At 48.9% G+C, this 26,551-nt stretch carries 27 protein-coding genes; 10 read left to right on the top strand and 17 right to left on the bottom strand.

Features of this window, described 5'->3' with window-relative positions; genetic code table 11:
- Positions 1 to 125: 125 nt before the first annotated feature.
- From EOE67_RS11385 to EOE67_RS11370, 4 genes are all read left to right on the top strand, one after another.
- Positions 126 to 659, top strand: a complete 534-nt coding sequence (locus tag EOE67_RS11385; protein ID WP_127699203.1) for a DUF2058 domain-containing protein — start codon at positions 126 to 128, stop codon at positions 657 to 659.
- Positions 660 to 728: 69 nt separating this feature from the next.
- The gene (locus tag EOE67_RS11380) at positions 729 to 1,010 is read left to right on the top strand and encodes a hypothetical protein (protein WP_127699202.1); all 282 of its coding nucleotides are present in this window, start codon (positions 729 to 731) and stop codon (positions 1,008 to 1,010) included.
- Positions 1,011 to 1,014: 4 nt separating this feature from the next.
- Positions 1,015 to 1,590 (top strand): GNAT family N-acetyltransferase, encoded by a 576-nt coding sequence (locus EOE67_RS11375; RefSeq protein WP_127699201.1) that lies wholly within the window; start codon positions 1,015 to 1,017, stop codon positions 1,588 to 1,590.
- On the top strand, positions 1,574 to 2,026 hold the full coding sequence (locus EOE67_RS11370; RefSeq protein WP_127699200.1) for a YaiI/YqxD family protein: 453 nt from the start codon (positions 1,574 to 1,576) through the stop codon (positions 2,024 to 2,026). Before EOE67_RS11375 ends, EOE67_RS11370 begins: the two co-directional genes overlap by 17 nt.
- Before the next feature lie 49 nt (positions 2,027 to 2,075).
- Here EOE67_RS11370 and EOE67_RS11365 read toward each other — a convergent pair whose 3' ends face one another.
- Positions 2,076 to 2,810, bottom strand: coding sequence for a class I SAM-dependent methyltransferase (locus EOE67_RS11365; protein ID WP_127699199.1), 735 nt, complete (start codon positions 2,808 to 2,810; stop codon positions 2,076 to 2,078).
- Positions 2,811 to 2,932: 122 nt separating this feature from the next.
- On the opposite strand from EOE67_RS11365, the gene gloB reads away from it, so the two are divergent.
- Together gloB and EOE67_RS11355 are read left to right on the top strand one after the other, a co-directional pair.
- A complete protein-coding gene (gene gloB, locus EOE67_RS11360) occupies positions 2,933 to 3,709 on the top strand; it encodes a hydroxyacylglutathione hydrolase (RefSeq protein WP_127699198.1) in 777 nt (258 codons plus the stop codon).
- Between the two features lie 92 nt (positions 3,710 to 3,801).
- The gene (locus EOE67_RS11355) at positions 3,802 to 5,328 is read left to right on the top strand and encodes a LysM peptidoglycan-binding domain-containing protein (RefSeq protein WP_127699197.1); all 1,527 of its coding nucleotides are present in this window, start codon (positions 3,802 to 3,804) and stop codon (positions 5,326 to 5,328) included.
- A 69-nt stretch (positions 5,329 to 5,397) separates the two neighbouring features.
- On the opposite strand, the gene EOE67_RS11350 is transcribed toward EOE67_RS11355, so the two are convergent.
- From EOE67_RS11350 to EOE67_RS11340, 3 genes are read right to left on the bottom strand one after another with little or no spacing between them, the layout of a single operon-like run.
- Positions 5,398 to 5,640 carry a hypothetical protein gene (locus tag EOE67_RS11350; protein WP_127699196.1) on the bottom strand — a complete coding sequence of 81 codons (243 nt, stop codon included), beginning with the start codon at positions 5,638 to 5,640 and terminating at the stop codon, positions 5,398 to 5,400.
- A complete protein-coding gene (locus EOE67_RS11345) occupies positions 5,633 to 6,811 on the bottom strand; it encodes an HDOD domain-containing protein (protein ID WP_164852301.1) in 1,179 nt (392 codons plus the stop codon). The genes EOE67_RS11350 and EOE67_RS11345 overlap by 8 nt, the downstream gene beginning before the upstream one ends.
- Positions 6,804 to 8,804: a putative bifunctional diguanylate cyclase/phosphodiesterase gene (locus tag EOE67_RS11340; RefSeq protein WP_164852300.1), complete on the bottom strand. Its 2,001-nt coding sequence runs from the start codon at positions 8,802 to 8,804 to the stop codon at positions 6,804 to 6,806. Before EOE67_RS11340 ends, EOE67_RS11345 begins: the two co-directional genes overlap by 8 nt.
- A gap of 306 nt (positions 8,805 to 9,110) precedes the next feature.
- On the opposite strand from EOE67_RS11340, the gene EOE67_RS11335 reads away from it, so the two are divergent.
- Positions 9,111 to 9,950, top strand: coding sequence for a sensor histidine kinase (locus EOE67_RS11335; protein ID WP_127699193.1), 840 nt, complete (start codon positions 9,111 to 9,113; stop codon positions 9,948 to 9,950).
- Between the two features lie 6 nt (positions 9,951 to 9,956).
- On the opposite strand, the gene maiA is transcribed toward EOE67_RS11335, so the two are convergent.
- The 13 genes from maiA to pspA all read right to left on the bottom strand — a co-directional run bounded on the left by maiA (position 9,957) and on the right by pspA (position 22,628).
- A complete protein-coding gene (gene maiA / locus EOE67_RS11330) occupies positions 9,957 to 10,595 on the bottom strand; it encodes a maleylacetoacetate isomerase (protein WP_127699192.1) in 639 nt (212 codons plus the stop codon).
- 163 nt (positions 10,596 to 10,758) lie between these two features.
- The gene (locus EOE67_RS11325; protein WP_127699191.1) at positions 10,759 to 11,778 is read right to left on the bottom strand and encodes a fumarylacetoacetate hydrolase family protein; all 1,020 of its coding nucleotides are present in this window, start codon (positions 11,776 to 11,778) and stop codon (positions 10,759 to 10,761) included.
- Positions 11,779 to 11,838: 60 nt separating this feature from the next.
- On the bottom strand, positions 11,839 to 12,984 hold the full coding sequence (locus tag EOE67_RS11320) for a homogentisate 1,2-dioxygenase (RefSeq protein ID WP_127699190.1): 1,146 nt from the start codon (positions 12,982 to 12,984) through the stop codon (positions 11,839 to 11,841).
- A complete protein-coding gene (gene hppD, locus EOE67_RS11315) occupies positions 12,977 to 14,050 on the bottom strand; it encodes a 4-hydroxyphenylpyruvate dioxygenase (RefSeq protein WP_127699189.1) in 1,074 nt (357 codons plus the stop codon). Before hppD ends, EOE67_RS11320 begins: the two co-directional genes overlap by 8 nt.
- 218 nt (positions 14,051 to 14,268) lie before the next feature.
- Positions 14,269 to 15,831, bottom strand: a complete 1,563-nt coding sequence (tyrR, locus tag EOE67_RS11310) for a transcriptional regulator TyrR (protein ID WP_127699188.1) — start codon at positions 15,829 to 15,831, stop codon at positions 14,269 to 14,271.
- A gap of 256 nt (positions 15,832 to 16,087) precedes the next feature.
- Positions 16,088 to 16,429: a 4a-hydroxytetrahydrobiopterin dehydratase gene (locus EOE67_RS11305; protein WP_127699187.1), complete on the bottom strand. Its 342-nt coding sequence runs from the start codon at positions 16,427 to 16,429 to the stop codon at positions 16,088 to 16,090.
- 93 nt (positions 16,430 to 16,522) lie between these two features.
- Positions 16,523 to 17,314 carry a phenylalanine 4-monooxygenase gene (gene phhA / locus EOE67_RS11300; protein WP_127699186.1) on the bottom strand — a complete coding sequence of 264 codons (792 nt, stop codon included), beginning with the start codon at positions 17,312 to 17,314 and terminating at the stop codon, positions 16,523 to 16,525.
- Positions 17,315 to 17,461: 147 nt separating this feature from the next.
- Positions 17,462 to 18,715 (bottom strand): methionine gamma-lyase, encoded by a 1,254-nt coding sequence (gene megL, locus EOE67_RS11295; protein ID WP_127699185.1) that lies wholly within the window; start codon positions 18,713 to 18,715, stop codon positions 17,462 to 17,464.
- Positions 18,716 to 18,845: 130 nt separating this feature from the next.
- Positions 18,846 to 19,874, bottom strand: a complete 1,029-nt coding sequence (locus EOE67_RS11290; protein ID WP_127699184.1) for a TIGR01620 family protein — start codon at positions 19,872 to 19,874, stop codon at positions 18,846 to 18,848.
- Entirely contained in the window at positions 19,871 to 21,262 is a 1,392-nt protein-coding gene (locus EOE67_RS11285; RefSeq protein ID WP_127699183.1) for a YcjX family protein, read from the bottom strand. Before EOE67_RS11285 ends, EOE67_RS11290 begins: the two co-directional genes overlap by 4 nt.
- 33 nt (positions 21,263 to 21,295) lie before the next feature.
- Positions 21,296 to 21,706, bottom strand: coding sequence for an envelope stress response membrane protein PspC (gene pspC / locus EOE67_RS11280; RefSeq protein ID WP_068066224.1), 411 nt, complete (start codon positions 21,704 to 21,706; stop codon positions 21,296 to 21,298).
- Entirely contained in the window at positions 21,693 to 21,935 is a 243-nt protein-coding gene (gene pspB, locus EOE67_RS11275; RefSeq protein ID WP_127699182.1) for an envelope stress response membrane protein PspB, read from the bottom strand. Before pspB ends, pspC begins: the two co-directional genes overlap by 14 nt.
- Positions 21,936 to 21,959: 24 nt before the next feature.
- Positions 21,960 to 22,628 (bottom strand): phage shock protein PspA, encoded by a 669-nt coding sequence (gene pspA / locus EOE67_RS11270; RefSeq protein ID WP_127699181.1) that lies wholly within the window; start codon positions 22,626 to 22,628, stop codon positions 21,960 to 21,962.
- 184 nt (positions 22,629 to 22,812) lie between these two features.
- Between pspA and pspF the strand changes: the two genes are divergently transcribed.
- From pspF to EOE67_RS11255, 3 genes are read left to right on the top strand one after another with little or no spacing between them, the layout of a single operon-like run.
- Complete coding sequence (gene pspF / locus EOE67_RS11265) at positions 22,813 to 23,928, top strand: phage shock protein operon transcriptional activator (protein WP_127699180.1); 1,116 nt, start codon at positions 22,813 to 22,815, stop codon at positions 23,926 to 23,928.
- On the top strand, positions 23,925 to 25,535 hold the full coding sequence (locus tag EOE67_RS11260) for an ABC transporter substrate-binding protein (RefSeq protein WP_127699179.1): 1,611 nt from the start codon (positions 23,925 to 23,927) through the stop codon (positions 25,533 to 25,535). The genes pspF and EOE67_RS11260 overlap by 4 nt, the downstream gene beginning before the upstream one ends.
- The gene (locus tag EOE67_RS11255; RefSeq protein WP_240652789.1) at positions 25,532 to 26,551 is read left to right on the top strand and encodes an ABC transporter permease; all 1,020 of its coding nucleotides are present in this window, start codon (positions 25,532 to 25,534) and stop codon (positions 26,549 to 26,551) included. The genes EOE67_RS11260 and EOE67_RS11255 overlap by 4 nt, the downstream gene beginning before the upstream one ends.

The following is a 26,551-nucleotide window of genomic DNA, read 5'->3' as shown; positions in this document are numbered from 1 at the left end:
GAAAAACCCTGATAGCATAACCGAAAATCGCTCTGCTCGTCAGCTTTTCCAAGTGCTGGCGCTACTTTGCAAGCTGGGCAGAACATGAAACAATACCGCTATCGGGATCATCTAAAGAGCAGATCATGAGTAAGTCACTGCAGGAACAACTGTTAAAAGCCGGTCTTGGCAACGCCAAAAAATTAACGGCGATTAAAAAGGAAAAACACAAAGAGCGGGTACAAGCCGGTAAAAAAGGCGTGGTGGTGAATGAAGCGAGCGTGCTGGCCGAGCAAAACCGACAAGCGCAAATTTTGCGGGATCAGGAACTAAACCGTCAAAAAACTGAAGCCCTCGCCAAAAAAGCACTGGCGGCGCAGGTGAAACAAATCGTTGAACTGAACTCGCAGCAATATAAAGGCGACATCGCCTTTAACTTTACAGATGGCAATCTGGTGAAAAGGATCCATGTCACCTCGAAAATTCAGCAGCAGTTGGTGAAAGGTTTGATTGCGATTGCCAAATTAGGCGAGCACTATCATCTGATCCCAATTCAAATCGCTGAAAAAGTACAACAACGGTTGCCTGAAGCCATTATTGTTTTAAATCAGCAAGATGAATCAATGCCAGAAGATGATCCTTATGCAGACTTTAAAATTCCAGACGATTTGATGTGGTAAACAGCAGAGTGTAGTAAAAGTCTGGATCAGCCGAACTCAGCCTAAATCAAGTTAAATAAGGAACAAAGAGTGCAGCTAAGCCGCAGTAAAACCACCGTGGTGTCGTATCTGGTGCTGGCACTCTTTGGCGCCGTGGCCAGCTGGCTCAGTTGGTTTAACCAGGATTTTCGACTTGAATATGCAGTACCGGCAATTTTTGCGACGCTGATGCTGTCCTGGATCCGCAATAACCACAGTTTTTATGCCCAGCCGTTTTACCGTAACGCCTGGCGTTTTAATACCGTGTTGTTATGGCTCACGGCAATTCCCGGCCTTATGTTGATGCTGCCAAAACTGGTTGAAGGTTTCTGATCCTGTGACGACATCCGCAGCCTGCCAGCTGTTCGAAGCAACCATTGATGATTGCCTCGAAATCAGCCGCTGTTTTACCGACTTATCAACTGTCACCGAATGGGGTGGTGAAGGCTTTGTATTTCCGATGCAACAGCAACAATTTTTACTGCAGCTGCACCGCCCCAACACCAGCAGCTACATCTTGAAACAACAGGCTGCCACTGTCGGTTTTGGGCAGATTTGTCAGCGTTTTGGCAAACATCACCTAGCCCGTTTACTGGTGTTACCGGAAGCGCGTGGCAAAAACCTCAGTTACGCTTTGCTGTTATCGCTGATGTGCCGGGCATTACAACAAAACCGTAAACTGGATTTTTCGCTGTTTGTCTTTCGCCATAACCAAGTGGCGGTGCATTGTTATCAGCAACTTGGCTTTAAAATGACCGCGCAGCCAGGCCCTGAACACCCGGGTTTATATTTTATGCAGTTGAGTTGTGATGATGCACGACAACTGCTCACCAGCAAAGGCTGGCACTTGCAGCTAAATTCCACTGTGGTCAGCTGCCAACCTCAGGAAACCACAAATGCCAATCTGGATTGACGCCGACGCCTGCCCTAAAGTTGTCCGCGATATGTTGTGCCGCGCCGCTGAGCGCACTGGCATCATGCTTACATTTGTCTCGAACCACCCTATTCCACTGCCTGCCAGTCGCCATATTAAAGTGATCCGGGTTCAGGCTGGTTTTGACCGCGCGGATCAGCGCATTGCTGAAGAAATTGTCGCTGGAGAATTGCTGATCACGCAGGATATTCCGCTGGCCGCAGAGGTCGTCGGGCTTGGCGCTACCGTCATTACGCCCCGAGGTGATGAACTCAACCGCGACAATATCACCGAACGTCTGACCTTACGTAACATGCAGGAAGAACTCAGAGGCAGCGGTGTGTCGTTGGGTGGCCCGGCGCCACTCGATAACAAAGACAAACAGAAGTTTGGCAACGCGCTGGACCGCTGGCTACAGCAACAACCGAAGCCGTAACCTCTTGTTTTACATTATTTTAGTGCCCGAAATAAACAACCAAAATCAATCATCCCTGATGCCTGGCACTGATGCCTTTGACCGCCGGATTAAAATTGTTGGTCAGTTGCCATTTCGGTTTAATCGGTGTAAGCGGCAAGGTCCGTTTGCGGGCGACCATCACGTAAGCGGCGCCAAAATAGTGAAGATGTTGGTCCGCCCACTGCCGCAGTGCGGACTGACTATGTTTATCCGCCAGCATACTGGTGCAAAATAATCGTTGTTCATACAGGATTTCAAAGCCGAGCAAATGCAGCCAGTCCGTCACCCGCGCCATACTAAAAAACCGGCCGCTCCAGGGTAAACGGCCTTGCAATCCCGGCCAGAGTTTGAGCAGCCCACAGGCACTGATTGGGTTAAACCCACTGATCAACAGATAACCATCGGGCATCAGTACCCGGTGCGCTTCCCGGATCACATGATGCGGATCCTGCGCATATTCCAGGCAATGCGCCAGCAGCACAGCGTCGACGGCATGTTCAATCAAGGGTAAATCGTCCGGATCGGCAATTAACGTCGCCAATTCCGGCGCTGTTGCCAGCCTGATTTGGTGCTTGATACTGCAGGCACTGGTGTCCAGCGCACTACTCAAATTGCCCACTTTTAATAAGTGATAACCAAATATTCGCGGCCACCACAGGTTAAACTGCGCTTCCAGTTGTTGCGCTAAAGCTTTGCCTTGCGCAAACTGTTGCCAACTTGCCGGTATCGTCGCTGGGGTATGCCGGCTTAATGCAGGTTTCATCCGAAGCCGCCTTTGACTGTTGCAACCCGTTGGCTGCAAATAAGTTTTAGTGAATCAAACTCAGTATACACATCCGTTTTGTGAAATGCCGATTTAACAGATTTAACGACAGAGAGTTCAACATGCACCAAATTACCGCGTTACCGGCGTTTAACGACAATTACATCTGGTGCATTCACGCAGCCGGTAAAGCAATAGTGGTCGACCCCGGCGATGCGGACGTTGTCCAACATTACTTAAAGGCCAATAACCTGCAGTTGGTGGCAATACTCATCACTCACCATCATTGGGATCATGTGGATGGCTTGCCACAATTACAACAGCAATGGCCGCAGGTTTCGCTGTACTTACCGGCGGCCGAACAACTCAAAATTAAACACATCGCCGACCATAGTCATTATCTGCATGCCGACGACCAGCTAGAGATCCCGGAACTTGGCCTCGGATTTCGGATCATCAGCACACCCGGCCACACCCTTGGTCATCTCTGTTACGTCACTGAGCAGACAGAGCAAAGCTGGTTATTTTGTGGCGATACGCTGTTTAGCGGCGGTTGTGGTCGGTTGTTTGAAGGCAGCGCCGCGCAAATGCACCAGTCATTGACCCTGCTGAATGAGTTACCGGCAGACACTTTGGTGTTTTGCACCCACGAATATACAATTTCCAACCTGAAATTTGCACTTGAAGTTGAACCAGACAATCAGGCGATAGTCGAACACCTCGGCTTTTGCCAGAATTTACGGCAACAAGGCGGCATCACCTTACCGACCACCTTGCAACTTGAGCGATTAATCAATCCGTTTTTGCGCTGCGAGCAGCCTCAATTACAACAACAATGGCAACAGACTGATGCACAAAACTTGTTCAAATTTCTGCGTGAATGGAAAAACCGTTTTTGATCCAAACTTGCAATCAGTGTCGCAAAAGGTAACATACCCATTTTTTGCTACCGGCTTGGTGTCGGGTTGTCTCCAAAAAGGTACGTTTTGACATGAAAAAACTGCTGCTTATATTGCTGCTGGTCTGGCTAAATGGCTGTGTAAATCAGCCCAAAACCGACACAGCGTCAACGTCGCCGGTCGAGCCTCAACAGCAGGCTGGTACCACAGTTGCGATATCTGCTGATCGTCAGTCAGTTCCTTTAGCTATTGATGCGTCCGAGCAATCCTTGTCTGAACTGCCGGATGTCTGGTTGCGGATCCAACAACAAATTCAGATTGAAGTTCCTAATACGCTTGATGTATCGCAACAACGCGACTTTTATCGCCGCCATCAAAGCCTGTTAAACCAAGTTTCAGTGCGGGCTGAGCCCTTTTTGTATCACATTGTGGTAGAACTTGAGCGCCGGAAGATGCCGGTCGAGCTGGCTTTGTTACCGATTGTCGAAAGTTCTTTTAATCCGGTGGCCCAAGCGGGTGCGCCGGCAGGTCTGTGGCAAATGGTGCCACAAACGGCCCGAAACTTTGGCTTGCAACGCAACGACTGGTACGATGGGCGTAAAGATCCGATCGCTTCAACCAATGCCGCCCTCGATTATCTGCAGTACCTTTACAACAATCTTGGACAAGACTGGCTTAATGCCGTGGCCGGTTTTAATTCGGGTGAAGGCCGAGTGCAAAAAGCGATTGCTGCTAACCAAGCCAAAGGAAAAGCTATTGATTTTTGGTCACTGAACCTGCCCAAACAATCCACTATCTATTTGCCAAAATGGCTGGCGTTGATTGACCTGTTGCAACACGCTGAAAAATACCAGATGAAATGGCCAGCAATCGCCAACCAACCCGCCATTGGTTTTACCAGTATCAAAGGCCCGGTTGATTTAAATCAGGTGGCGCAGCTGACACAGTTGTCACTGTCCGACATCAAAACTTTGAATCCGGGGTTTAGACGCAGTTACACGGCGCACGGCGAGCACACGTTAGTATTACCGCTGTCAAAAATGGCGTTATTTGCCCAAAACCGCCCACAACTGCGCGCCGTCCGGCTGACTGAGACAAGGCAATACCGGGTAAAATCCGGCGACAGCCTCGGGTTAATCGCCAGCAAAAATGGCACCACAGTGGCTAAACTCAAGCAGCTGAATCAACTCAAATCCGATCAATTAAAAGTTGGTCAGCAACTGTTCCTGAGCCTGGCAGCAACCGCGCCGTCAACTGTACCGTCAAAAGTGCGCAAATCAGCAGCTAGCAAGCAAGCTGCCAGCTATAAAGTGAAATCCGGTGATAATTTATGGCTGATCGCCAAACAGTTCAAAGTCGACGGCGCAGCGCTGGCTAAATACAACAAATTGTCTGCCAACAGTCGGTTAAAACCTGGTCAAACCCTGAAAATTCCTGCTGCCAAAGAGAAAGTAGCAACGGTAGCTGCAAACAAAAACCGCGTCTATGTGGTGAAGTCCGGTGATTCGCTGGATAAAATTGCCAAAAAGCAAAAAGTGAAGTTGGCGGATTTACTGAAGTGGAACACCTTAACCACGGAAAGTATGCTGCAACCGGGACAAAAATTACAGTTAAAATAGGTTGTGGCAGCGCCGGATTTGGGCAGTCACCGCTGGCGATTGCCCAGGTCAATGCTAACGACCCAGATGCTACACTTCAAAAGTCGAGTGGCGTTTTCCAGCTTGGCGCTCGGTTTGCAATTGCAGTGACGGTAAAATACCCCACAGAATGCAGATAAAAGGCGCCGGCCAGGTCCACCAAAATTCGGTGATCAATCCTAAACCAACCCACCAACAGTAGATCTGAGCAGTCAACTGAAACACCACGCCAAAACATCCCAGGTAAAACAACGAGGCATTCAGCCATCGTTTGGGAGCCACTAATTTATTCATTGAGCACACCAGGTCCAGATTGCTGTAAGTGACTAAAAGTATCGGTCAGCTGAAACTGTTGTAACGCTGTCCAGCACGGTACCGGCAATTCTTCGTCCTGACGCCGGCGGCGGAAAACTATCACATAACTGCTCAGATGCATAATGGTCTGTAACAAGGTCGGCTGCGGCACTTCATTCAGACTCAGCCGATACATCACCGCATCACAAACGTCGGTTTCAAAACCCCACAACAACATTAAATAGGCACTGATCAGACAATGGTCCGGGATCCCTTCCTGAAACATATCTTCTTCAGTCAGTTGTTGATTGTGGTGCGGCATGGCCGACAATAACACCAGCGGTCCCAGCACCTGCATCAAACCAGCCATAAAGGCCTGCTCTGCCAGATGTGCCCCACTTTGCTGGGTTTTCGCCAGTTGACTGGCCATCGTCGCCAGCTCGAACGAATCGTCTAACAACCGTTGATGTAAATCAGGGCGAATTTTGCCGTCATATTGGCTATGCAACTGCACTGCAAAGGCGACAGCTTTAATCATCGACCGACCGAGCCTGGTGACAACTTCAGCCAAATCCAGCGTTTGCCGGCTAAAACCAAGATAAGCCGAGTTGGCGATCTGTAAAAGTTTCGCCGCCAGTGGTGCTTCGCGCGCCAATGACGATGCCACTGCGACCGTGGAACTCTCTTCATCAGACAGCAACTTCATTAACGTCTGATAATTGCTGCGCTGAATAGGCAGGGTATTAATTTGTCCAAGTTGATAACGGCTGTGCGCGGTAAAAGGCCCGTTGCAGAGTAATTCTACCCGCTGAAAGACTTCGGTAACTTGCTGTTCGGTAAAGGGTTTGCCAAGCACCAAATGCGCGCAGTGCGTGGTAGCCAGCAACATGGCATCGGAATTATCGGCGCTCATCAGCACCCGAATGGTCACCGGGCTGTGCTGACAGGCAAATTCGAGTAGGGTTTCACCGCTATCGGACGGCCCCAGACGCTCAGTCAGCAACAAATCGATGGGCTCGTTGTGTAACAACTCCCTGGCGGCTGCCGCATCTGACAGATAATGACAGTGCCAGTGGGGCACGACCCGTTGCAATAACCGACGAATAGCAGCCTGGTACGCCGGATCTTGCTCGACGATAATTGCCCGCAACGGTTTTTGTTGTTCAGTCATTCGCGAACTGCTCCCATTGGGTTTGCCCGGTGTTGGACGATACATAAACCACAAAATCGGCCTCGGTTAAGGCACTACTAAACACATAGCCCTGAATTAAATCACATTGCATATCGCGTAAAATTGCAACTTGCCCTTTTGATTCAATCCCTTCTGCAACAACCACCATACCAAGCTCATGTGCCATGCGGATCATATGCCGCACCATGCTGGCGCTTTGCGGTGAGTCTTCCAGATCAATTAACAAACTTCGATCCAGTTTTAACACATCTACCGGTAATTTTGCCAGATAGGCCAATGAAGAATAACCGGTGCCAAAATCATCCATCGCTAAATGCAACCCGAGCTGTTTCAGTTGCAGCAACAGCAGCCGACTTTGTTCGATGTCGGCCATTAAAAATGTTTCGGTAATTTCCAGCTCAATCACGTCCGGATCCAACTGATATTTTTGGAGCAGTTGTTGGACCTGAGTTGGCAAATTCGGATCCTGTAACTGTCGGCCGGATAAATTAATTGCCAGTCGTTGTAACCCCAGATTTTGCTGTTGCCATTGTTTGAGCTGGGCAAAGCACTGCTCCAGCACCCACTGGCCAAGCAGTTGAATTTGGCCGTCACGCTCGGCAATTGGGATAAACAACGCCGGTGAAATCCAGCCCATTTTTGGATGATGCCAGCGCAGCAAAGCTTCCGCACTTTGACAACGGCCATGCAGCAGTGAAATTTTGGGTTGATAATGCAGCTGCAGTTGCTGCTCTTCCACGGCGGCGTACAAAGAATTGCTGATCTCAAACTGCTGCCGCTTCAGCTCAACAATAGCTCGGTCATAGCGCAGGTAAAATGCTTTTGGATTGACTTCATTGTGGTGACAGGCGGTCACAGCGTTGTGCAGCAACTGCTTAGCACTATCGCCATCTTGCGGCGATAAAGCATACCCAACAGTAAAGCTCAGCTGCACTTTTTCAGTGGCTATCGACAACTGCTGGGCAAAAGGGTGTAGCAGCTGGCCAATGAATTGCTGTACCGCACTTTCGTGTTTAATCGCTGGAAACACCACCACAAAACGGTCACTGGCGACATAAGCCAACAATGCTTTTGCGCTTAATTGCCGGTTTAATGTCTGGCCAATGTTCAGCAACAGCGCTTCCAGCACCGATTCCGGCAGGGTGTCGACAAAGTTCTGAAAATTAGCAATGGTTAACACCACCACCGCGAAGGGCCCGCTTCGCACCGAAATCAAATCTTCCATCCGCCCGAGTAAGGTATTTTGATCCAATAAGTCGGTTAGACCGTCAAATACATCGCTGCTCAGGGCATCCACCAAGGTCAGCTTTAACAGATAATGATAAATATCAGAAATTCGGTGACTGATGCTAATGGCATCGCCGTGCTGGCTTTGCAGGCAAATATCATGATCTTTCTTGTGGAAAAACGTCGCCAGCTCGATGGGATTGATGTCGGTAAAAATATCGGACAACGCCTTTGCCCGAAGCTCCGACGGTGGCATCGACAGCACCACAGCGGCCGCATGATTAAAGCGGGTCACCACACCACTGGCCGATAGTTCCAGCAAGGCTTCATCGCTGGACAACAGTAAATTGGTACGTTGAATTTCCGCCTGACGGCGTTCTTTTTCTGCTAGCGCAGCCTCAACGTCTTTGAGCAGCTGCGCATCATCCCAGGGTTTTTCCAGGAATTTCCAGGCCGCGCCACTGTTGAGGCTGGCCAGTAAGGCTTCGCGGTCGGCATAAGCGCTTAAAATCACTCCAAGCGTCTGTGGGTATAGCGCTTTGACTTGCGCCAAAAAGTCACTGCCTTTCATGCCGGGCATCCGAAAATCGGAAATGACCAGCGACACCGATTGTTGTGCCAGTAAATCCAGCCCCGCAGCAGCAGATTCACAAATAAACACCCGGTAACCAGCACGGGTCAATACCCGCTGTAACGCGCGCAATATTGCAACTTCATCGTCGACCAGCAGTATTGCTTTTGACATGGCAAGCCTCCGCTTTAATGGACACCACCGGCCGCAGTGCGAGAAGTGAGCGACAAGTGAACGGCAAGGGTTTAACAAGATTAAAGCACAGTTGTTGGTTGCACGCGTCTTTGACATTCGCCACTATACCCGTCATCCTTGAAGATGCGGGGTTGTTGCCTTCGCTCGCTCGCCCCAGTCACATAGGACAACTATGCTCCTGGGGTCTCGCTCCTCGTCGCCTACCCGAATCTTCAATGATTTTGGGTATATACTCAAAACACCGACTGATTTATCACCACATTTTAGGTATTGGCGGAGTTTTGGATGACCACTTCCGAACAGCAAAAGCAGCTTCTGTTGCAGACCGACCGCATGGCGTCTTTAGGCCAATTGGCGGCCGGTATCGCGCACGAGCTTAACAATCCGATCGGGTACATTCTGAGCAATCTTGGCAGTTTTCAGATCTATTTAGCGATTTTTCAACAGCTGATCCGGTTGTATCAGACTCAGGCGCAATGTCTGCCCGGAACGGCAGAGTTTCTGCAATTGCAGCGGCAAATCAATGAATTACAGCAACAGGAAAATATCGATTTTTTATTGAAGGACTGTGAGGACTTGTTGGCCGATTCAGTGGCGGGCGCCATCCGCATGAAAGATTTAGTGCTGGATTTGCGCCGTTTTTCTCATCCTGATCATGCCGATATGCAGCCTGTGGCATTAATTCCGTTGTTGGAAAGTACCATCCGGCTGGCGCGCAATGAGTTTAAAGCGCATATCCAGATTGAACGGGATTTTTGTGAAAACGGGCCTGAAGTGATCGCGCAAGCCGCAGCTTTATCACAAGTATTTGTCAATATTCTGCTCAACGCAGCCCAAGCAATTGGCCCGGTGCAAGGCAACATCCGGATCACGGTCAGGCAAGATGATGCGCGGGTGCAGATCGCAATTGCCGACAGTGGCCCGGGCATTGCTCAGCAACACTTACAGCAGATTTTTGAGCCGTTTTTTACCACCAAGGATGTTGGTAAAGGCACTGGCCTTGGGTTGTCAATTTGTCACACCATTGTGCAGCAGCATGGTGGCGAGCTCAGCGTGCAACCAACATCGGCGCTCGGTGGCGCCGAATTTTTGCTGAGTTTACCGCAGGCGCCGACAGACCGTTGACGGACTTTATTGCGCATCCGGTTGTTGCTCTGGCGCTGCTGCGATAAATGCCGGTAACGTCTGACAATATTGATAAACCCGCCATAACGTTGGATACGGCGACATATCCAGACCAAAACGCAGCGCGTTGTAAATTTGCGGGATCAAGCATAAATCTGCCCAGGTCACCATATCACCAAAACAGCAATTGCCCGCTTGATGCGATAAACGCAGCTCCAGTGCCTGAAAACCTTGTTGTAACCAGTGTTGGATCCAATGCAGTTTTTGCTGCTCCGACAATTGCAGTGGACCGGTTAAATACTGTAGCACCCGTAAATTATTCAGCGGATGAATATCACAAGCGATATCCAGCGTGACAGCACGTACTTTTAGCGCTAACTGCAAATCAGCAGGTAATAAGGCGGGTTGTGGCTGTTTGATTTCAAGATATTCTAAAATGGCCAACGACTGATTCAGCGTCAGATCGCCATCCACTAAAGTCGGTACTAACTGTGACGGATTCAGCGATTTATATGCAGAAAGCCGTTGCTGCCCACCATCTTTTAACAGATGCACATACTGCATATCGGCAGCCATGCCTTTGAATGCTAAAGCAATGCGTACCCGATAGGCGGCGGAAGATCGCCAGTAACTATAAAATTCCATGCACAAGCTCCTTAAACACCCGTTAGTACATCCGGTTTTTTGAGTACATACGGCTTTTTTGAATAGTGTGGCACAAGGAAACGAATGCTTGCGCCTGATAGCAAAAGGCCGCCAAATGCTGGCAGCCTTTTGTCATGTAACTTACTAACCTAAACGCGGCGCATTATGGTGCCTGATACGCAACCACTTGCTGATCAATAGCACCAAAAATACTTTTGCCTTCAGCATCCAGCATTTCCAGCCGGATCCGATCGCCAAACTTCATAAAACCAGTTGCTGGCTTGCCATCACGAATAGTTTCAATCATCCGCACTTCAGCGATACAGCTATAACCCAAGCCACCTTCGTCGATTGAGGTGCCGTATTCAGTACCTTGTTTATTTGACACAGTACCAGAGCCAATCACCGCACCAGCGCCTAAATTACGGGTCTTCGCAGCATGCGCCACCAACTGACCAAAATCAAAGGTCATATCAACACCGGCGTTCGGTTTACCAAATAACTTGCCATTTAAATGCGAAATCAGCGGTAAATGCAGCTTCGCGTCCTGCCAGTTTGACCCTAGCTCTTCCGGCGTCACAGCGACCGGACTGAAAGCCGAGGCTGGTTTTGACTGGAAAAAACCAAAACCTTTAGCCAGTTCATTTGGGATCAAACCACGCAGCGACACGTCATTGACCAGCATCACCAGCCGGATTTGGCTGCGTGCCTGTTCTGGCGTTGAAGCCATTGCTACGTCACCGGTGATCACAGCCACTTCGCCTTCAAAATCGATGCCGTATTCTTCGCTCACCACTTCGACGTTATCCCGTGGACCGATAAAGTCATCGGAGCCGCCTTGGTACATCAGTGGATCGGTCCAGAAGCTTGGTGGCATTTCGGAATTACGGGCGCGCCGTACCAGCTCAACATGGTTGACATAAGCACTGCCGTCGGCCCATTGATAAGCGCGTGGCAATGGTGATTCGCATTCTTGTTCGTTAAAAACAAACTCATCCTGCACCGTACCGTGGTTCAGCCCCTGATACACTTCGGCAAGCGCCGGTGCCAGGCTAGACCAATGATCCAGCACATATTGCATGGTTGCGGCGATGTGCGGTACTGCCACTGCTTTTTTCAGATCGCGACTGACGACCACCAACTTGCCATCACGGCTGCCGTTTTTCAGACTGGCTAATTTCATTACTACTGATCCTTTTACAAGGGCTGCAGCTGCACGTACATCGTCAGCTGCACCGCCAAATTAAACTGCTGTTGCCGGCTTGATTTTCCAGCTGTTGACATAATCCGGATTTTCGGTGGTTTCGGCCGCAGCGCCGACTTCCAGCGAGTCACGGGTATCGATCATGACCGCCACTTCGTCAGTAAATTTCTTGCGATACTCCCGCCCGGACTGGAAGGCCTTTGGATGCGGACCATGGGTGAAACCGGCCGGATGGAACGTCACCATGCCACGTTCGATATTGTCGCGACTGAAAAAGTCGCCGGCATGGTAAAACAGCACTTCATCATAATCGTCATTGTTATGATAAAACGGCACTTTTAACGCACCAGGGTCGCTTTCAATGGGCCGTGGCACAAAGGTACAGACCACAAAACGTTGCGCAACAAAAGTGGTATGCGCCGAAGGTGGTAAATGATACCGATGGCTCATCAAAGGCCGGATATCACGCCAGTTGATGCGAACCACGCTTAAATCACCATGCCAGCCAATTGCATCCAGCGGATTAAACGGGAAAGTCACAGTCGACACTTTATTGTGGCGCTTGATTTGAACTTTAGTCTCGTTTTCGCTGTACTGCGCTTTAAAGGCGTCATCAATTTTCGGCGTATCCAGCATTGCGGCGTCAAAAATCGCGTGATTGCCAACCAAGCCTTTTTCTGGCAACTGATACGAATCGTTGGTCGCTTCAATCATCAGCACAAATAATGGCTCGTTCGGCACTAACCGCCACATGGTCGAACGTGGGATCACCACGTAATCACCATCGCGCAGGGTTAAATGGCCATAATCGCAATAAAGCTCAGCACTGCCTTCGTGGATAAACAACAGATCGTCGCCGTCAGCGTTACGCACCAGATAATCCATCGGTGCGGTCAAACGCCAGGTGCGCATTTTACAATGCGCATTGTGCAGTAAATCCGGCACTGCCCAAGGTGAATTGGCCTGATCTTCGCCGATATTGTTGAAGTTAAACAAGCGCGGGCGCAGCGGTCCTTGCCAGTCACTCCAGCCGGTTGGCGCATGGGTATGATGTAAGTGGGTCGCCGGGCCAAAAAAGCCACTGCGCCCGACTTCACGTTCATAAATGGCCTGCTCCGGAAAATCTGCGTGCGCCTGACGTGACACATCACCTTCTTTTAACGGAAATGACACCCATTTACGCATCGGCTAATACTCCACGACGGATTTGATCTTCTTCAATCGATTCAAACAGCGCTTTAAAATTACCTTCGCCAAAGCCTTCGTTGCCTTTACGCTGAATAATTTCAAAGAACACCGGACCGATCACGGTTTTGGTGAAAATTTGCAGCAAAATGCCGTCTTTTTCCGGCGCGCCGTCAATCAGAATACGTAATTCACGCAGCATATCGGTATCTTCAGTATGACCAACCACCCGGCTATTCACCTTGTTGTAATAGGTGTCCGGCGTTGGCATAAAGTCCATACCGCGGGCACGCAAGGTGCGCACCGTCTCATAAATGTTTTCAGAAGTTAAAGCGATATGCTGAATGCCTTCGCCTTTGTATTCACGAATAAATTCTTCAATTTGTGATTTATCGTCAGAAGATTCGTTGATTGGGATGCGGATTTTGCCGCAAGGTGCGGTCATCGCGCGTGACACCAGACCGGTCAGTTTGCCTTCGATATCAAAATAACGGATTTCGCGGAAGTTACCGATTTTCTCGTAAAAACCCGACCAGACATTCATATTGCCGCGGCGGACGTTGTGCGTTAAATGGTCCAGCACTTCCAGGCCAACGCCGTGCGAAGCCATCTGGGTTTGCCAGTTTTCGTAGAATTTAAAATCGACGTCATAGACCGAGCTTTGACCGTAACGGTCAACGAAGTACAGCAGGCTACTGCCAATGCCGTAAACCGCCGGGATATTCAGCTCCATCGGGCCGATTTGATTTTTGTATTCTTTCGCGCCGTTCTCAAGCGCATGTTTTAAAGCTGCGGCGGCATCTTTAACCCGAAACGCCATCGCGCAAACGCTTGGACCGTGGGTACGGGCAAATTCTTCGGCCTGAGAATTGGGTTCGCCGTTGACGATAAAATTAACGTCGCCTTGCTTATATAACCAGGCTTGTTTGGAGCGGTGCTGGGCAACTTCGGTAAAACCAAGAGAGACAAACAACTGTTTTAAATTGTTGATGCCCTCAGCGTCAGCAGCAGTGTATTCAACAAACTCAAAACCATCGGTTCCTAACGGATTAATAGGATCAAACATCAGCTAACTCCAAACATAAATAGTTGTTTTGTGACTGATATCTTGAGCTGTTTGGCTAAAAAAGGAAGGGTCGTAGCTAACATGATGCTAACAGTTCGAAACTGCCGTTTTGTACAATTAACGATACGAAAATGACTATTTACTTAAAAGCTGCTGAAAAAGCCCCGGATCGGCAGATCCAAGGGGCTATTTAGTACAACTAACCGCACAAAGCGTAGTTAAATTTTTACACTCTTACGATTAATGCCATATTCTCGCAATTTGTTGGCGACGGCGGTGTGACTAAGCCCAAGCTTTTTCGCCAATTGGCGTGAACTTGGATAAGCCGGAAACAGTTTGCGCAGCAGATTTGCTTCAAATCTTTTGACGGCTTCATCTAGAGTGCCATCAAAGTCTTTTTCCAGATATCCGAAGTCGTTGGTGTAGCTCGGCAGCTGTAATTGCTCTTTGTCGAGTTCATAGCCTTCCAGCAAGGTCACAGCACGGTATAACGCATTTTCCAGCTGCCGGACGTTGCCTGGCCACGGATATTGCTGGACAAACTGGGCGCAGGTTTCGGTCATCCTGGGTGCTTTTCGACCGAGCCTCGCTGAAAACCGGCTGATAAAATATTCACTGAGCGGCACGATATCCTGCTTTCGTTCACGCAGCGGTGGCAATGCCAGCGTCAACACATTCAGCCGGTAGTACAAATCTTCGCGAAACTTGCCTTCCTGCACCAAGCCAGGTAAATCTTTTTGGGTGGTACAAATCACCCGAACATCGACCCGCACTTCATTTTCATCGGCAATACGCCGAAAACTGCCATCCTGTAAAAACCGCAGCAATTTGGTTTGCAGCTCACGGGACATCTCGCCCACTTCGTCCAGAAAAACCGTGCCTTTGTTGGCCTGCTCGAAAATACCTTTTTTGCCTTCGGCGGTCCCTGGAAAAGCGTTTGGGCCGTAGCCAAAGAGTTCAGACTCAGCGACGTTGTCAGGCATCGCTGCAATGTTCACCGCTAAAAATGGTTTGCCAGCCCGGCCACTGCCGCCATGACAAGCCCGTGCCAGTAATTCCTTGCCGGTGCCGGTTTCACCCATAATCAAAATAGGCGCATCCAGCTGTGCCATTTTTTTGGCTTCGCGCACCACTTTTCGCATCACATTGCTATTGGCGTGCAAACTGTTAAAACTTTCCTGATCGCCTTTTTTGAACACCACCATTTGCTCGCCGAGCCGGCTTTCAGATTTTAGGTTGATCACGGCGCCCGCCAGAGTTTCATGGCCAGAATCGTCCGGCACCATCACCGGCAGCACGTCAGCAATAAATCTTTTGCCATGAATTTCAAAACGACGGGTTTGCGCCAGCACGTCATCACTTTCCAGCCAACGCAGAAAATTAAACCCTTTGACCATATTCGCCAACGACTGGCCAAGAATGTCTTCCGATGCTACCGATAAAGCCTGCAAAGCGGCATCGTTAATAATGGTGACATTGGCTTTGGTATCGATGGCAATTACACCATCCGGCAGCGTTTTCAGCAGCGTTGACAGCTCGTTGTGTTCGCGCTCTGACGGTAAAAAAGAGGTGGTCTTGACATCGTCAACCCCAGGAATACGGCGGATCTTCGCCATCAGCTCCTGAAATTTTTCAAAATCAATGCCCGGAAATGCCACATACATCCGACCAAGCAGCGGGTCGACTTCAATGCCACGTAAATCAATCTGGTAGTGCACCAGAATATTCAGAACTTCTTGAGCTATACCAACCCTGTCCTGACAATGGATCTCTAAACGCATCGCCTCGCACACCTTTTCCTGATGGGTTTGAGGCATAATACGGCACTTTTAACCAAAGAGACCAGTGCTTTTTGTAAACTTTTGTGAACAAGTTACCGCTTTGCAATTGAAGCGCTTACAAAATCAGTCATCAGCACAATGCAGATTGTCCGACCTCTTAACGAAATTGGCAAACTTGGCGTCGCTGCGATCGTGCAAAAAGCAAAAAGGCCGCCGCAGCAGCCCTTTCTATTTTGAAGACATCCTAGTGCCCGCCTTACTCAGCCAGCAAGGTGTCGGTTTTAGCCGCACAAATAAAATCGTTTTTGTGCAGACCTTTAATCGAATGTGACCACCAGGTCACGGTCAGTTTGCCCCATTCCAGCAGTAATGCCGGATGATGACCTTCTGCTTCAGCCAGCTCTGCTACTTTATGGTGAAACGCCCAGGCCAATTTAAAATTTTTGAATTTGTAGCTGCGCTCCAGCTGCAAAATACCGTCCCGCACCACCGGCGTCCAATCCGGGATCTGACGCATCAGTTCTGGCAACTCATCGTCAGAAACACGAGGTGCGTCGGCACGGCAGGCTTCACATTTCATTACGGCTAATTCAGTCATCGTTGTTCTCAGTTTTCACAGTTCAATAAAATCAGGATTTAACAAATACACACTTCGGAAAATTCGGGCATATTTCGAGCTTTCCTGCCCAGTTCAGCTGGCCTTTTTCTGTTTCGGCGGAAACTTCGGCGCATGTAAACCCAAGCCTTTTGCGGTCTGCACCAGCGCCATCAAATCCTGATGGGCGATTTCAAACAAGTCGTGAATTTTTTCAATTTTAAAATACACCGGTTGCATAATATCGATGCGATACGGGGTACGCAGTACCTCAACCACCTCCAGCATATGGCGCTCCGGAATATCCGAATGCATCGCATATTGCGTTTCACCCGGTGAAGATAAAATGCCACCGCCGTAAATTCTCAGACCATCAGGCGTTTGCATCAGGCCAAATTCAATGGTGAACCAGTATAATCTCGCCAGATATATCCGATCTTCTTTGCTCGCCGCCAAACCTAATTTACCGTAAATATGGGTGAATTCGGCAAAATCCGGGTTGGTGAGCATGGCGCAATGGCCGAAGATTTCGTGGAAAATATCCGGCTCCTGCAAATAATCAAATTCTTCTTTGCTGCGGATAAAGGTCGCCACCGGAAATTTTTTATTGGCCAGCAATTCAAAAAAACGGTCGAAGCTGATGAGTGCAGGAACTTCGGCACATTCCCAACCTGTGGTCGCGCGCAGCACTTTGCTGACTTCTTCCAGTTGTGGGATGCGGTCTAAGGGTAATTTTAACTTGTCTAAACCGGCCATATATTCATCACAGGCTTTGCCGGAAATACAGGACAACTGACGGGCGATTAACTCACTCCAAATGGCATTTTCTTCATCGCTCCATGCGATAAAACCATGCTCGTCGGACTGCTTCGAGACATAATTACTCATAACGACAACCTGTTGAAATTTGGTTAGCCTGCAGCTCTGACGGCTGGGCTTTGATGGCCGGATCCTAGATGATTGAGATCCGGCTGTTAATCACCTGCGCCAAATTGGTCTTGGTAAAAATGTAACTATTTTTGTACGGCAAATCACTTACAAGTTGCAAGTCAATGTTTCACTTGGCCTTTTTTGCTGTCCTTGCATCTTTACCAATGCCTGTGACAGGTCGTTGATGATGTCTACCACATGTTCCAGACCCACTGAAATTCGGATCAGGCCATCGCTGATGCCGGCCATTTTCCGCTCTTCTGCCGTGTACGGACTATGCGTCATCGACGCCGGATGTTGAATAAGTGATTCGGCATCGCCCAAACTCACGGCGAGACTTAATAGCTCACACTGATTAATAAAATAACGACCGTCGTCCAGGCTGCCATTGAGCTCAAACGCTAAGACGCCCCCTGCTGCTGCCATTTGTTTACCAATAAATTTGTGCCCGGGATGATCTGGCAAACCAGGGTAAAACACCTTGGCAATGGCCGGATGCTCTGCCAAATATTCCGCAACTTTTTGCGCGTTGCTGCAATGACGTTCCATCCGTACCGATAAGGTTTTCAGGCCACGAATAATCAGCCAGGCATCGTGTGGACTGATGGTTGCGCCCATGTCTTTGAGTGTGGTGAGTTTGATGGTCTGAATTTTGTCAGCGTCCGACACAATAATTCCGGCGACCACATCACCATGGCCATTGAGGTATTTAGTGGCGCTGTGAATGACGATATCAATGCCAAAACGAGCCGGTTGCTGCAGTAATGGCGTCAAAAAGGTATTGTCGATCACTGACAGTATTTGGTGTTTTTTACAGAAATTACCCAGAAATTCTAAATCTAGCACCACCAAATTCGGATTAATCGGTGTTTCGGCAAACAACATTTTGGTGTTTGGTTGCAGTGCAGCCGCAACCGCCTGATGGTCGGTCATATCGACAAAGCTTACCTCGATACCGTAGCGGGCAAACTGATGATTAAACAGCGCAAAACTACAGCCGTAAATGGCTTTGCTGGCGATCAAATGGTCACCTTGTTGCAAAAACGCCATGGTTGAAGCAGCAACTGCGCCCATGCCAGTGGCTGTTGCTGCGGCATCAGCCATCCCTTCTAAAGCTGCTACTTTCAGCTCCAGCTCACGGGTGGTCGGATTACCTAGCCGGGTATAAATATATCCTGGCTGTTCGCCAGCAAAACGAGCAGCGCCTTGTTCGGCGCTGTCAAACACAAAAGTCGAGGTTTGGTATAAAGGTGTTGCCAGTGCGCCATATTGGGCATCTTTGACTTTACCGGCATGAATACATTGAGTTTCAGGATGTTGTGGTGGTTGGAATGGGTACTGATTACTGCTACTGCTCATACAACTGTTTGCCTTAGATGATTTTTCAATTACTAAAACAAATTAGTTATATTAAGCACAAGGCATGCAGACATCTGTCAGTCTAAGTGCAAAACTCAGCTGCAACGTTGACCAGTCGAAAATGTAACATTTAGTTTGCAGTTGAGCCCGGAGCCAACCGTTTAACCAAATCTGTCAGCACTTGCTTCACCAGCGATTTATCGCTGATTGCCGCAGGTAACGGCCTTAATTGTTGCTGGGCAAACCGCCCTAGCCTTGCCACCATCACACCGGCTAACACCCCTTGCCCTAACCGCGCCGATAACCGCCCGGACAACTCTGCACCTATTAAATCAGCGCCGACATCAACCGCGATTTCGGCAGCTCCGGTAAAAAATACCGTTTTTACAAACTGCTTCATCATTGCGAGGCTGCGTAACCGGCCAACCGGTGCGCCGTACAATACCGATAATTCACGTAGCATCAGCGCACCACGCCATAACACCAGCAGCATATCGGCCAGGGCAAATGGACTGAGCGCAACTGCCACGCCGGTCTGCATTGCTGCCTGACGGATTTGCAATTCAGCCGCTTGGTCGATATTGGTGAGTACGGTTAACTCAAAGAGTTGTAATAGCTCAGCGTCGGTAAATTCAGCTTTTCGCTGCTGCTCAAATTGCAGCCAGTCACGGTTATTGGTTTTATCCATCGCCTGCATCATCTGCTGACACATGGGGTAAGCTTCGCCAAATTGCATTGATTGTTGCAATCTGCTGCTTTCTTCACGCCATTGTTGGCGCATTTTCAGTTGCCGCCGCAAGCGCCATTCCCGATAACCAAATCTTGTCAGCAACAAGCCTGACAGCACCGTCAAGCCGGTGACAGCAGTTCCCTGCAACAGACCACTTTGCCAACTGTCAGCCATAAACTGCCACCACTGGACACCCGCAACGGCGGTCAGACTCAACAGCGCGCCGCCCCATAACCAGATGCCACTGTTGCTTTGTTTGGGTAAAACCACCGGAGCTTCTTCGACTTCAACATTGAATTCTGCAGGGTTAAATTGTTTTGCTTGCTGCAATTTTTCTTCGTTCGCAGAAACTTCAGTTGGCGAAAGCTTTGGCTGCAACGACACAAAATCAGCTTCAGCAAAGGCGGTACTCTTTTTTAGTTCGGTCATTGCAGTTTATCTCCGAGCAAAAACTCCAGCGCCTGATCCAGTCGGAGCTGCGGCAGCATCTGTTGTGGCGCCAGCGGTTTTGGTAAAAAATCCGGAAAAGCAAAAGCATGATGTTCAAATAACAATGGTGATGGCATCGACATCGGCACTTCACCCGGAAAGACGGTCTGCAGCTCACCGTTTCTGGCTGAAATCCCTTGCAAACAGGGCACTATGCCCTCGGCAGTCCGCACCTGACCGACTTCGGTGGTGACAACAGCAGCCAGCGCTATGGCTTCGGACTGGCAATATTGAAAACGACTGTCCTGCAACGGTTGTTGCAACAGTTGCTGTAACAACAAGGTCAGATTTTTATGCTGCTCGGGGGTTAATTGATCGGCTTTACTGGCGGCAAACAGTACTTTACTGATTTTCGGACTAAATAACCGTTGCAACCAGCCCGTCGGGCCATAATGAAAACTTTGCAGAATGAGCATCAACGCTTGCTGTAGTTCCTGCAGCACATGATAACCAGCATTAAGCGCCGACAAACAATCTACCAGCACCACCTGGCGGTCCAGACTGGCAAAATATTGCTGATAAAATGGCGTGACCACCAATTGTTGATAACTTTGATAATGCCGCTGTAACCGCAGCAATAACTTCGACGGAGTAGCAAGTTGTGATGGTAACAATGGGAATAGTTGCAACAGGGGGGTGCCGGCTAAATCACCTGGTAATAACAACCTGCCTGGCTGTAACAAACAGGCTTTTGCTTCGACTCTGAATTGTTGTAACAAAGCAGAATAACGATCAGTAAGGCTTTGAATATGCAGCTCAGAATCATCGTCTAAATCGGTTGTAGCCAACAACTCCTGAAAAGCCTGCGCAATGGCGACGCGATGCGGTTTAGCAAACAACTGCCAGCTAAATTCACACCATTGCTGATAGTCCTGTTGCAACATCGGCAAATCCAGCAACCATTCGCCGGGATAGTCGACGATATCCAGCTGCAACTCTCGAAAATCGGTGAATTTGGCCGCCAGCCCCGACACGGGTTTATAACGCAGAGTCAAAGATAACTGGCTCCAACTAGTAGTGGAGACCGGCCATTTGCCAAGCTGTAATTGCTGTAAATTCTGTTCAAACGCAAATCGGGGTGTTTGCATCGCTTGCTGCGCTTGCAGTCTGCCGCCCAGATATCTTTGTTGGCGTAATGGAGAAAAAAACGGTAGCTGAACTTCAGTGACGGGTCCGGTTAATTGTTGCACCAGACTGGTGATAAAAGCGGTTTTCCCAGCGCCACTCAGACCGGTAATACCGAGTCTGAGATGGCGGTCGAGCAGACGCTGGCTAAATTGCTGACTCTGCTGCGACCATTGTTCGTGAAACTTTGTCCATCCCTTCATGCACACTCCAGTGGCGGAGGCACCTTAGGGTGACTACAGCCGGTTAAATTCACGATGTAACTGGTATTTACTCGACGTGACGTAAGTTTCAATTTTACGTAGTCTTTGTTCAATACTATCAAACTGTTGTTGAATATGACCCAGCGCTTGTTTTGGCGCTTCACCGCGTTGCCAAATTCTGGTTTTTACTTCCACCGGTTTTTCAATGGAAGGGACAAACGACGTCCCTTTGCGGGCTTCAGCAACGGATTTTTTCTCCAGTACTATCCAGCCAACGATATAAAGTACCGGTAAAAAGCCGCCAAAACCAAGTAACAATGAAGCCAGGGCAACTACGCGAACTAACCACAGCTCCCAGCCGAAGTAGTCTGCAATGCCGGCGCAGACGCCGGCTATCTTGCCGTTGCGGTCATCCCGCAACAATTCTTTTTTAAACTTTGTCATGATCCCGTCTCCAGTTTGGCGACTCTGCATCCAGAATGGCTTCCAGGGTTTTGATCCGGTCAGCCATTTTTTCGGCGCGGTTTGACAAATCATTCAGTTGGTTTAATTCAGTTTCTGACAAACCTTCAGTGATTTTGCGTTTACTGCGATAATGCATGATGACCCAAATCGGCGCCACGAAGACCATAAACATCATCAGTGGCACAGCAAAAGCTTCTTGAATTTCCATTATTTACTCCCAAACGCCTGGCGATCAGGCGTTATTGTCGTTATTCAGCTTTGCTTTTAATGCAGCCAGTTCAGAATCAATTTTGTCCTGTGCCGCCAGTTCAGCAAACTCGTCACGAAGCGTTTTCTTGCCTAAATCATAGGATTCAACCTGTGCTTCCAGCGAATCAATTTTTTGCTCGTAACGCTCAAACTTATACATTGCATCGTTTAAGCGGTTGCTGTCTAACGATTTTTTCACTTCTAAGCGTGAAGCTACTGTTTTTTGACGCATCAGCATCGATTTCTGACGAGCCTTGGCATCGGCCAGTTTTTCCTGCAATTGTGCCACTTCGTCTTGTAACTTGCTGACATGTGCATCTAAATTGGCGATATCTGCGGCGACTGATGCGGCCTGATCGGCAGATTTTTGTTTTTCGATTAACGCTGAACGCGCTAAATCATCGCGATTTTTCGCCAGTGCCAGTTCGGCTTTAGCTTGCCAGTCCACCACTTCTTCTTCCAGACGGCTGATGACACGTTGCAGTTCTTTTTTCTCAGCGATGGTTTTAGCTGAGGTTGAACGAACTTCAACCAGTGTGTCTTCCATTTCCTGAATAATTAACCGCACCATTTTTTCCGGATCTTCCGCTTTATCTAATAAAGCGTTGATGTTTGAATTCACGATGTCTGAAAAGCGAGAGAAAATACCCATGATGATTACCTCATTAATTGTCTGATTGACTCGAGATACCTTATTCAGTTTCCTTGCCAACTTTCGAAACAATCTTAATTCATTGTTTTATATAAATTTTATTTATTTTCAGCAACTACTTCTGAAATCATGCCGTTTGAAATAGACTACTTATTAGTAAAATTCACTAATTTGTAGCAGCGACATGGCACGAGCATTCCAGCAAGACAATCTGATTGGCCAATCGAATAGTTTTTTAAACGTCCTTGACCAGGTTTCACAAATTGCCCCATTAAATAAACCGGTGCTGATCATTGGCGAACGGGGTACCGGTAAAGAATTAATTGCCGCCCGTTTGCACTATCTGTCGCAGCGTTGGGACCAAGCCTATTTAACCTTAAACTGCGCGTCATTAAACGAAAACTTGCTGGAAAGTGAATTGTTTGGCCATGAAGCCGGTGCTTTTACCGGCGCCAGTAAACGCCATGAAGGCCGCTTTGAACGGGCCAATTTTGGTACCTTGTTCTTAGACGAACTGGCCAATACGCCAGGTCTGGTGCAAGAAAAGCTGTTACGGGTGATTGAATACGGTGAATTCGAACGGGTTGGCGGTAGTCGTGCTATTAAAGTGGATGTGCGGCTGATTTGTGCCACCAATGAAGATTTACCGGGGATGGCCGATCGCGGCGAGTTCAGGGCCGACTTATTAGACCGGCTGGCGTTTGACGTCATTACCCTACCGCCAATGCGCGAACGACGGGAAGATATTCTGGTATTGGCTGAACACTTCGCCATCAACATGGCGCGTGAACTTAATTTTGAGCTGTTCAGCGGTTTTTCTGAAAAAGCCAAACGGTTGCTGCTTGACTATGAATGGCCGGGCAATGTGCGGGAATTAAAAAACGTGGTCGAACGCAGCGTCTACCGCACCAATAATCCTTATGTGCCGGTGCACGATATTTTGCTTGATCCTTTTGCCTCGCCATACCGGCCGCAGACCAGAGTCAGAACCCAGGATCGGATTAGCAGTGTTGCCAGTGTACAACCACCGATAGCTAAAGCGCTGAATTCAGGTGATAATGCGCCGCCACCTGTGGCGCAGGCTGAAATGACGATGCCACAACATCTACCGCAACAGCCGGACTTTAATCAGCTGCAGGATTTTAAAGTGTTGTCAGAGCATTACGAAGTTACACTGATTAAGCAAGCACTCGCAGCCTGTCAGTACAATCAGAAAAAAACGGCGGAAGCACTCAACCTGACCTATCATCAGCTTCGTGGTTATATGAAAAAATACAAACTGTTAGACAGCCAACAATGAAATCATCTGGTCCTTTTACTGCCGTTGTACTGTTGAGTATTCTCAGCAGCGCCTGTCAGCCAGTATTGCCAACAACACGGGTCCATGGTCTGGTTTATTGCGCTGAAGGCTCACCTGAGAGCTTTAATCCGCAATTGGTCACTTCGGGCACCACCATTGATGCGATTAGTCAGCATTTGTATGACCGGTTGCTGGACATCAATCCCGATAGCGGAGAGCTGATCCCAGGCCTCGCACAGAGCTGGCAAATCAGCGACGATGGTTTAACCTACCGCTTTCAGTTGCGCCAGGACGTCGAATTTCACCAAACCAGCTATTTCTCGCCGACTCGCACGATGAATGCCGACGATGTTCAGTTTACTTTTGGCCGATTGTTATCGGTACAGCATCCATTTCATCAGACCGCAACCGAATATCCTTATTTCGACAGCGTTGAATGGCAGCAGTTGGTCGCAAAACTAACGGTGATCGGGCCTTATGAGATTGAGTTCACCCTCAGTAAACCCGACAGTTCATTTTTATCTACTTTGGCCACCGATTTTGCCGCCATTTTATCCGCGGAATATGGCGCACAATTAATCAGCCACAATACGCTGGCTGATCTGGACCAATTGCCGGTCGGCACCGGCCCCTTTTTGTACCGGCACTATCAAAAAGATGTATTAATCCGCTATTACCGCCACCCCAAATATTGGCGCCAGTTGCCAGCCATGGAACAATTGGTGATTGATATAGTGCCGGATAACACTAAACGAATAGCCAAACTGCTGACACACGAGTGTGATGTCGCGCCAATTCCGCGGCTGGCAGAACTGTCATTATTATCAAAACGCGACGATTTTGTGATCGATGCCCAGACCAGTATGAACGTCGGATATTGGGCATTTAACACCAGAACCCCACCCTTTGATCAGGTGAAAGTGCGTCAGGCGCTGTCCTATGCCATTAATAAATCAAACATTTTACAAGCAGTGTATTTTGGCCAGGCCGAACCTGCCAATTCATTGTTGCCGCCGACATCCTGGGCTTACGACAAAAACCTGAATATTCAACGTTACGATCCGTTACTGGCGAAAAAGTTACTCGCCGAAGCCGGTTATCCAGAAGGGTTTCAAATGGATATCTGGGCCATGCCAGTACAACGTTTGTATAATCCGAATGCACTCAAAATGGCCGAACTTATTCAGGCGGATTTAGCCCAAATTGGCGTACGGGCGAAAATTGTCTCTTATGAATGGAATACCTTTCGGCGTAAGTTGCGTTTAGGAGAACATGATTCAGTACTGATTGGCTGGTCTGCCGACAATGCCGATCCCGACAACTTCCTGCGGCCGTTGTTGAGCTGCGCCGCGGCAATTTCCGGTAGCAACAGAGCCAACTGGTGTGACGAAAACTATGATCAATTGATCGCAAAAGCGGTGCATACGCCAGTGCTGGAAGAACGACGGGCATTTTACCAACAGGCGCAACAATATCAGGCAGAGCAGATGCCGTTGGTGCCGATTGCCCATTCCAAACGTTTTCAGGTTCGTAGCCGCAACATCTCGGGTGTCCGGATCAATCCATACGGCGGCATTAATTTTACCGCGGCAGGTAAGTCCTTATGATGTTTCATTATTTATTGCGCCGGTTGTTTTTGCTTGGCTTTGTGTTTGTGGCGCTGACGATATTTGCGTTTAGCCTGGGTTATTTATTTCCGGGCGATGTGCTGGGTAATTTCACCGGCCTTCGCAATATCAGTCCGGCCGAAGAAATTGTGCTGCGGCAACAGCTTGGTCTGGATCAAAGCTATTGGCAGCAATATATCTATTTTAATCAGCGCATTCTCGACGGGAACTGGGCGTTGTCGTTTTCCAGTCAACAAAATGTACTGGACGAAATTATCAACGTGATGCCCGCGACCCTGGAACTGGCGTCTTACGCGCTGTTGTTATCGCTGATTGTTGGTATTCCACTGGGGATTATTGCGGCGGTGCGCAAAGACAAATGGCTGGACAAGTTGATTTCCGGTTTAGCGCTGGTCGGTTATTCCATCCCGATCTTTTGGTGGGCGTTGTTGTTGATCATGGTGTTTTCACTAACATTGGGCTGGCTGCCGACATCAGGGCGTTTAAGTGTGCTGTACGAGATCCCAACAATGTCCGGTTTTATGCTGCCGGATATATTGCTGTCACAGGTGCCGTACCGCGAAGAAGCGTTGGTTGATGCCATTCGTCATTTGTTGCTGCCAGCTGTGGTCCTTGCGACTTACCCCACCACGGTGATGATCCGTTTTACCCGTGAATCGATGCTGGACGTGCTGGAGCAAAATTATATCAAAACGGCCCGAGCCAAAGGCCTGACCCGGCTGCAGGTCCTGTACACCCACGGTCTACGCAATGCTTTACTGCCCGTGACCCGGCAAGTTGGTTTGCAATTTAGTACGCTAATCACCTTAGCGATGATTACTGAAGTGATTTTTTCCTGGCCAGGCATCGGCAGCTGGCTGATTGACGGTATTTATCAGCGTAATTTTCCGGCAATTCAGGGCGGGTTATTAGTGGTGTCATCGTTGGTGATTGCGGTGAATATGTTTACCGAAATTCTGCACACCATGCTCAATCCACTGGCCAGGAAGTTCTGA

This window comes from Rheinheimera riviphila, assembly GCF_004005945.1.
Classification (GTDB): domain Bacteria; phylum Pseudomonadota; class Gammaproteobacteria; order Enterobacterales; family Alteromonadaceae; genus Pararheinheimera; species Pararheinheimera riviphila.
Note: the sequence above shows the minus strand (reverse complement) of the source record. Positions and strands in the feature narration are given on the sequence as shown.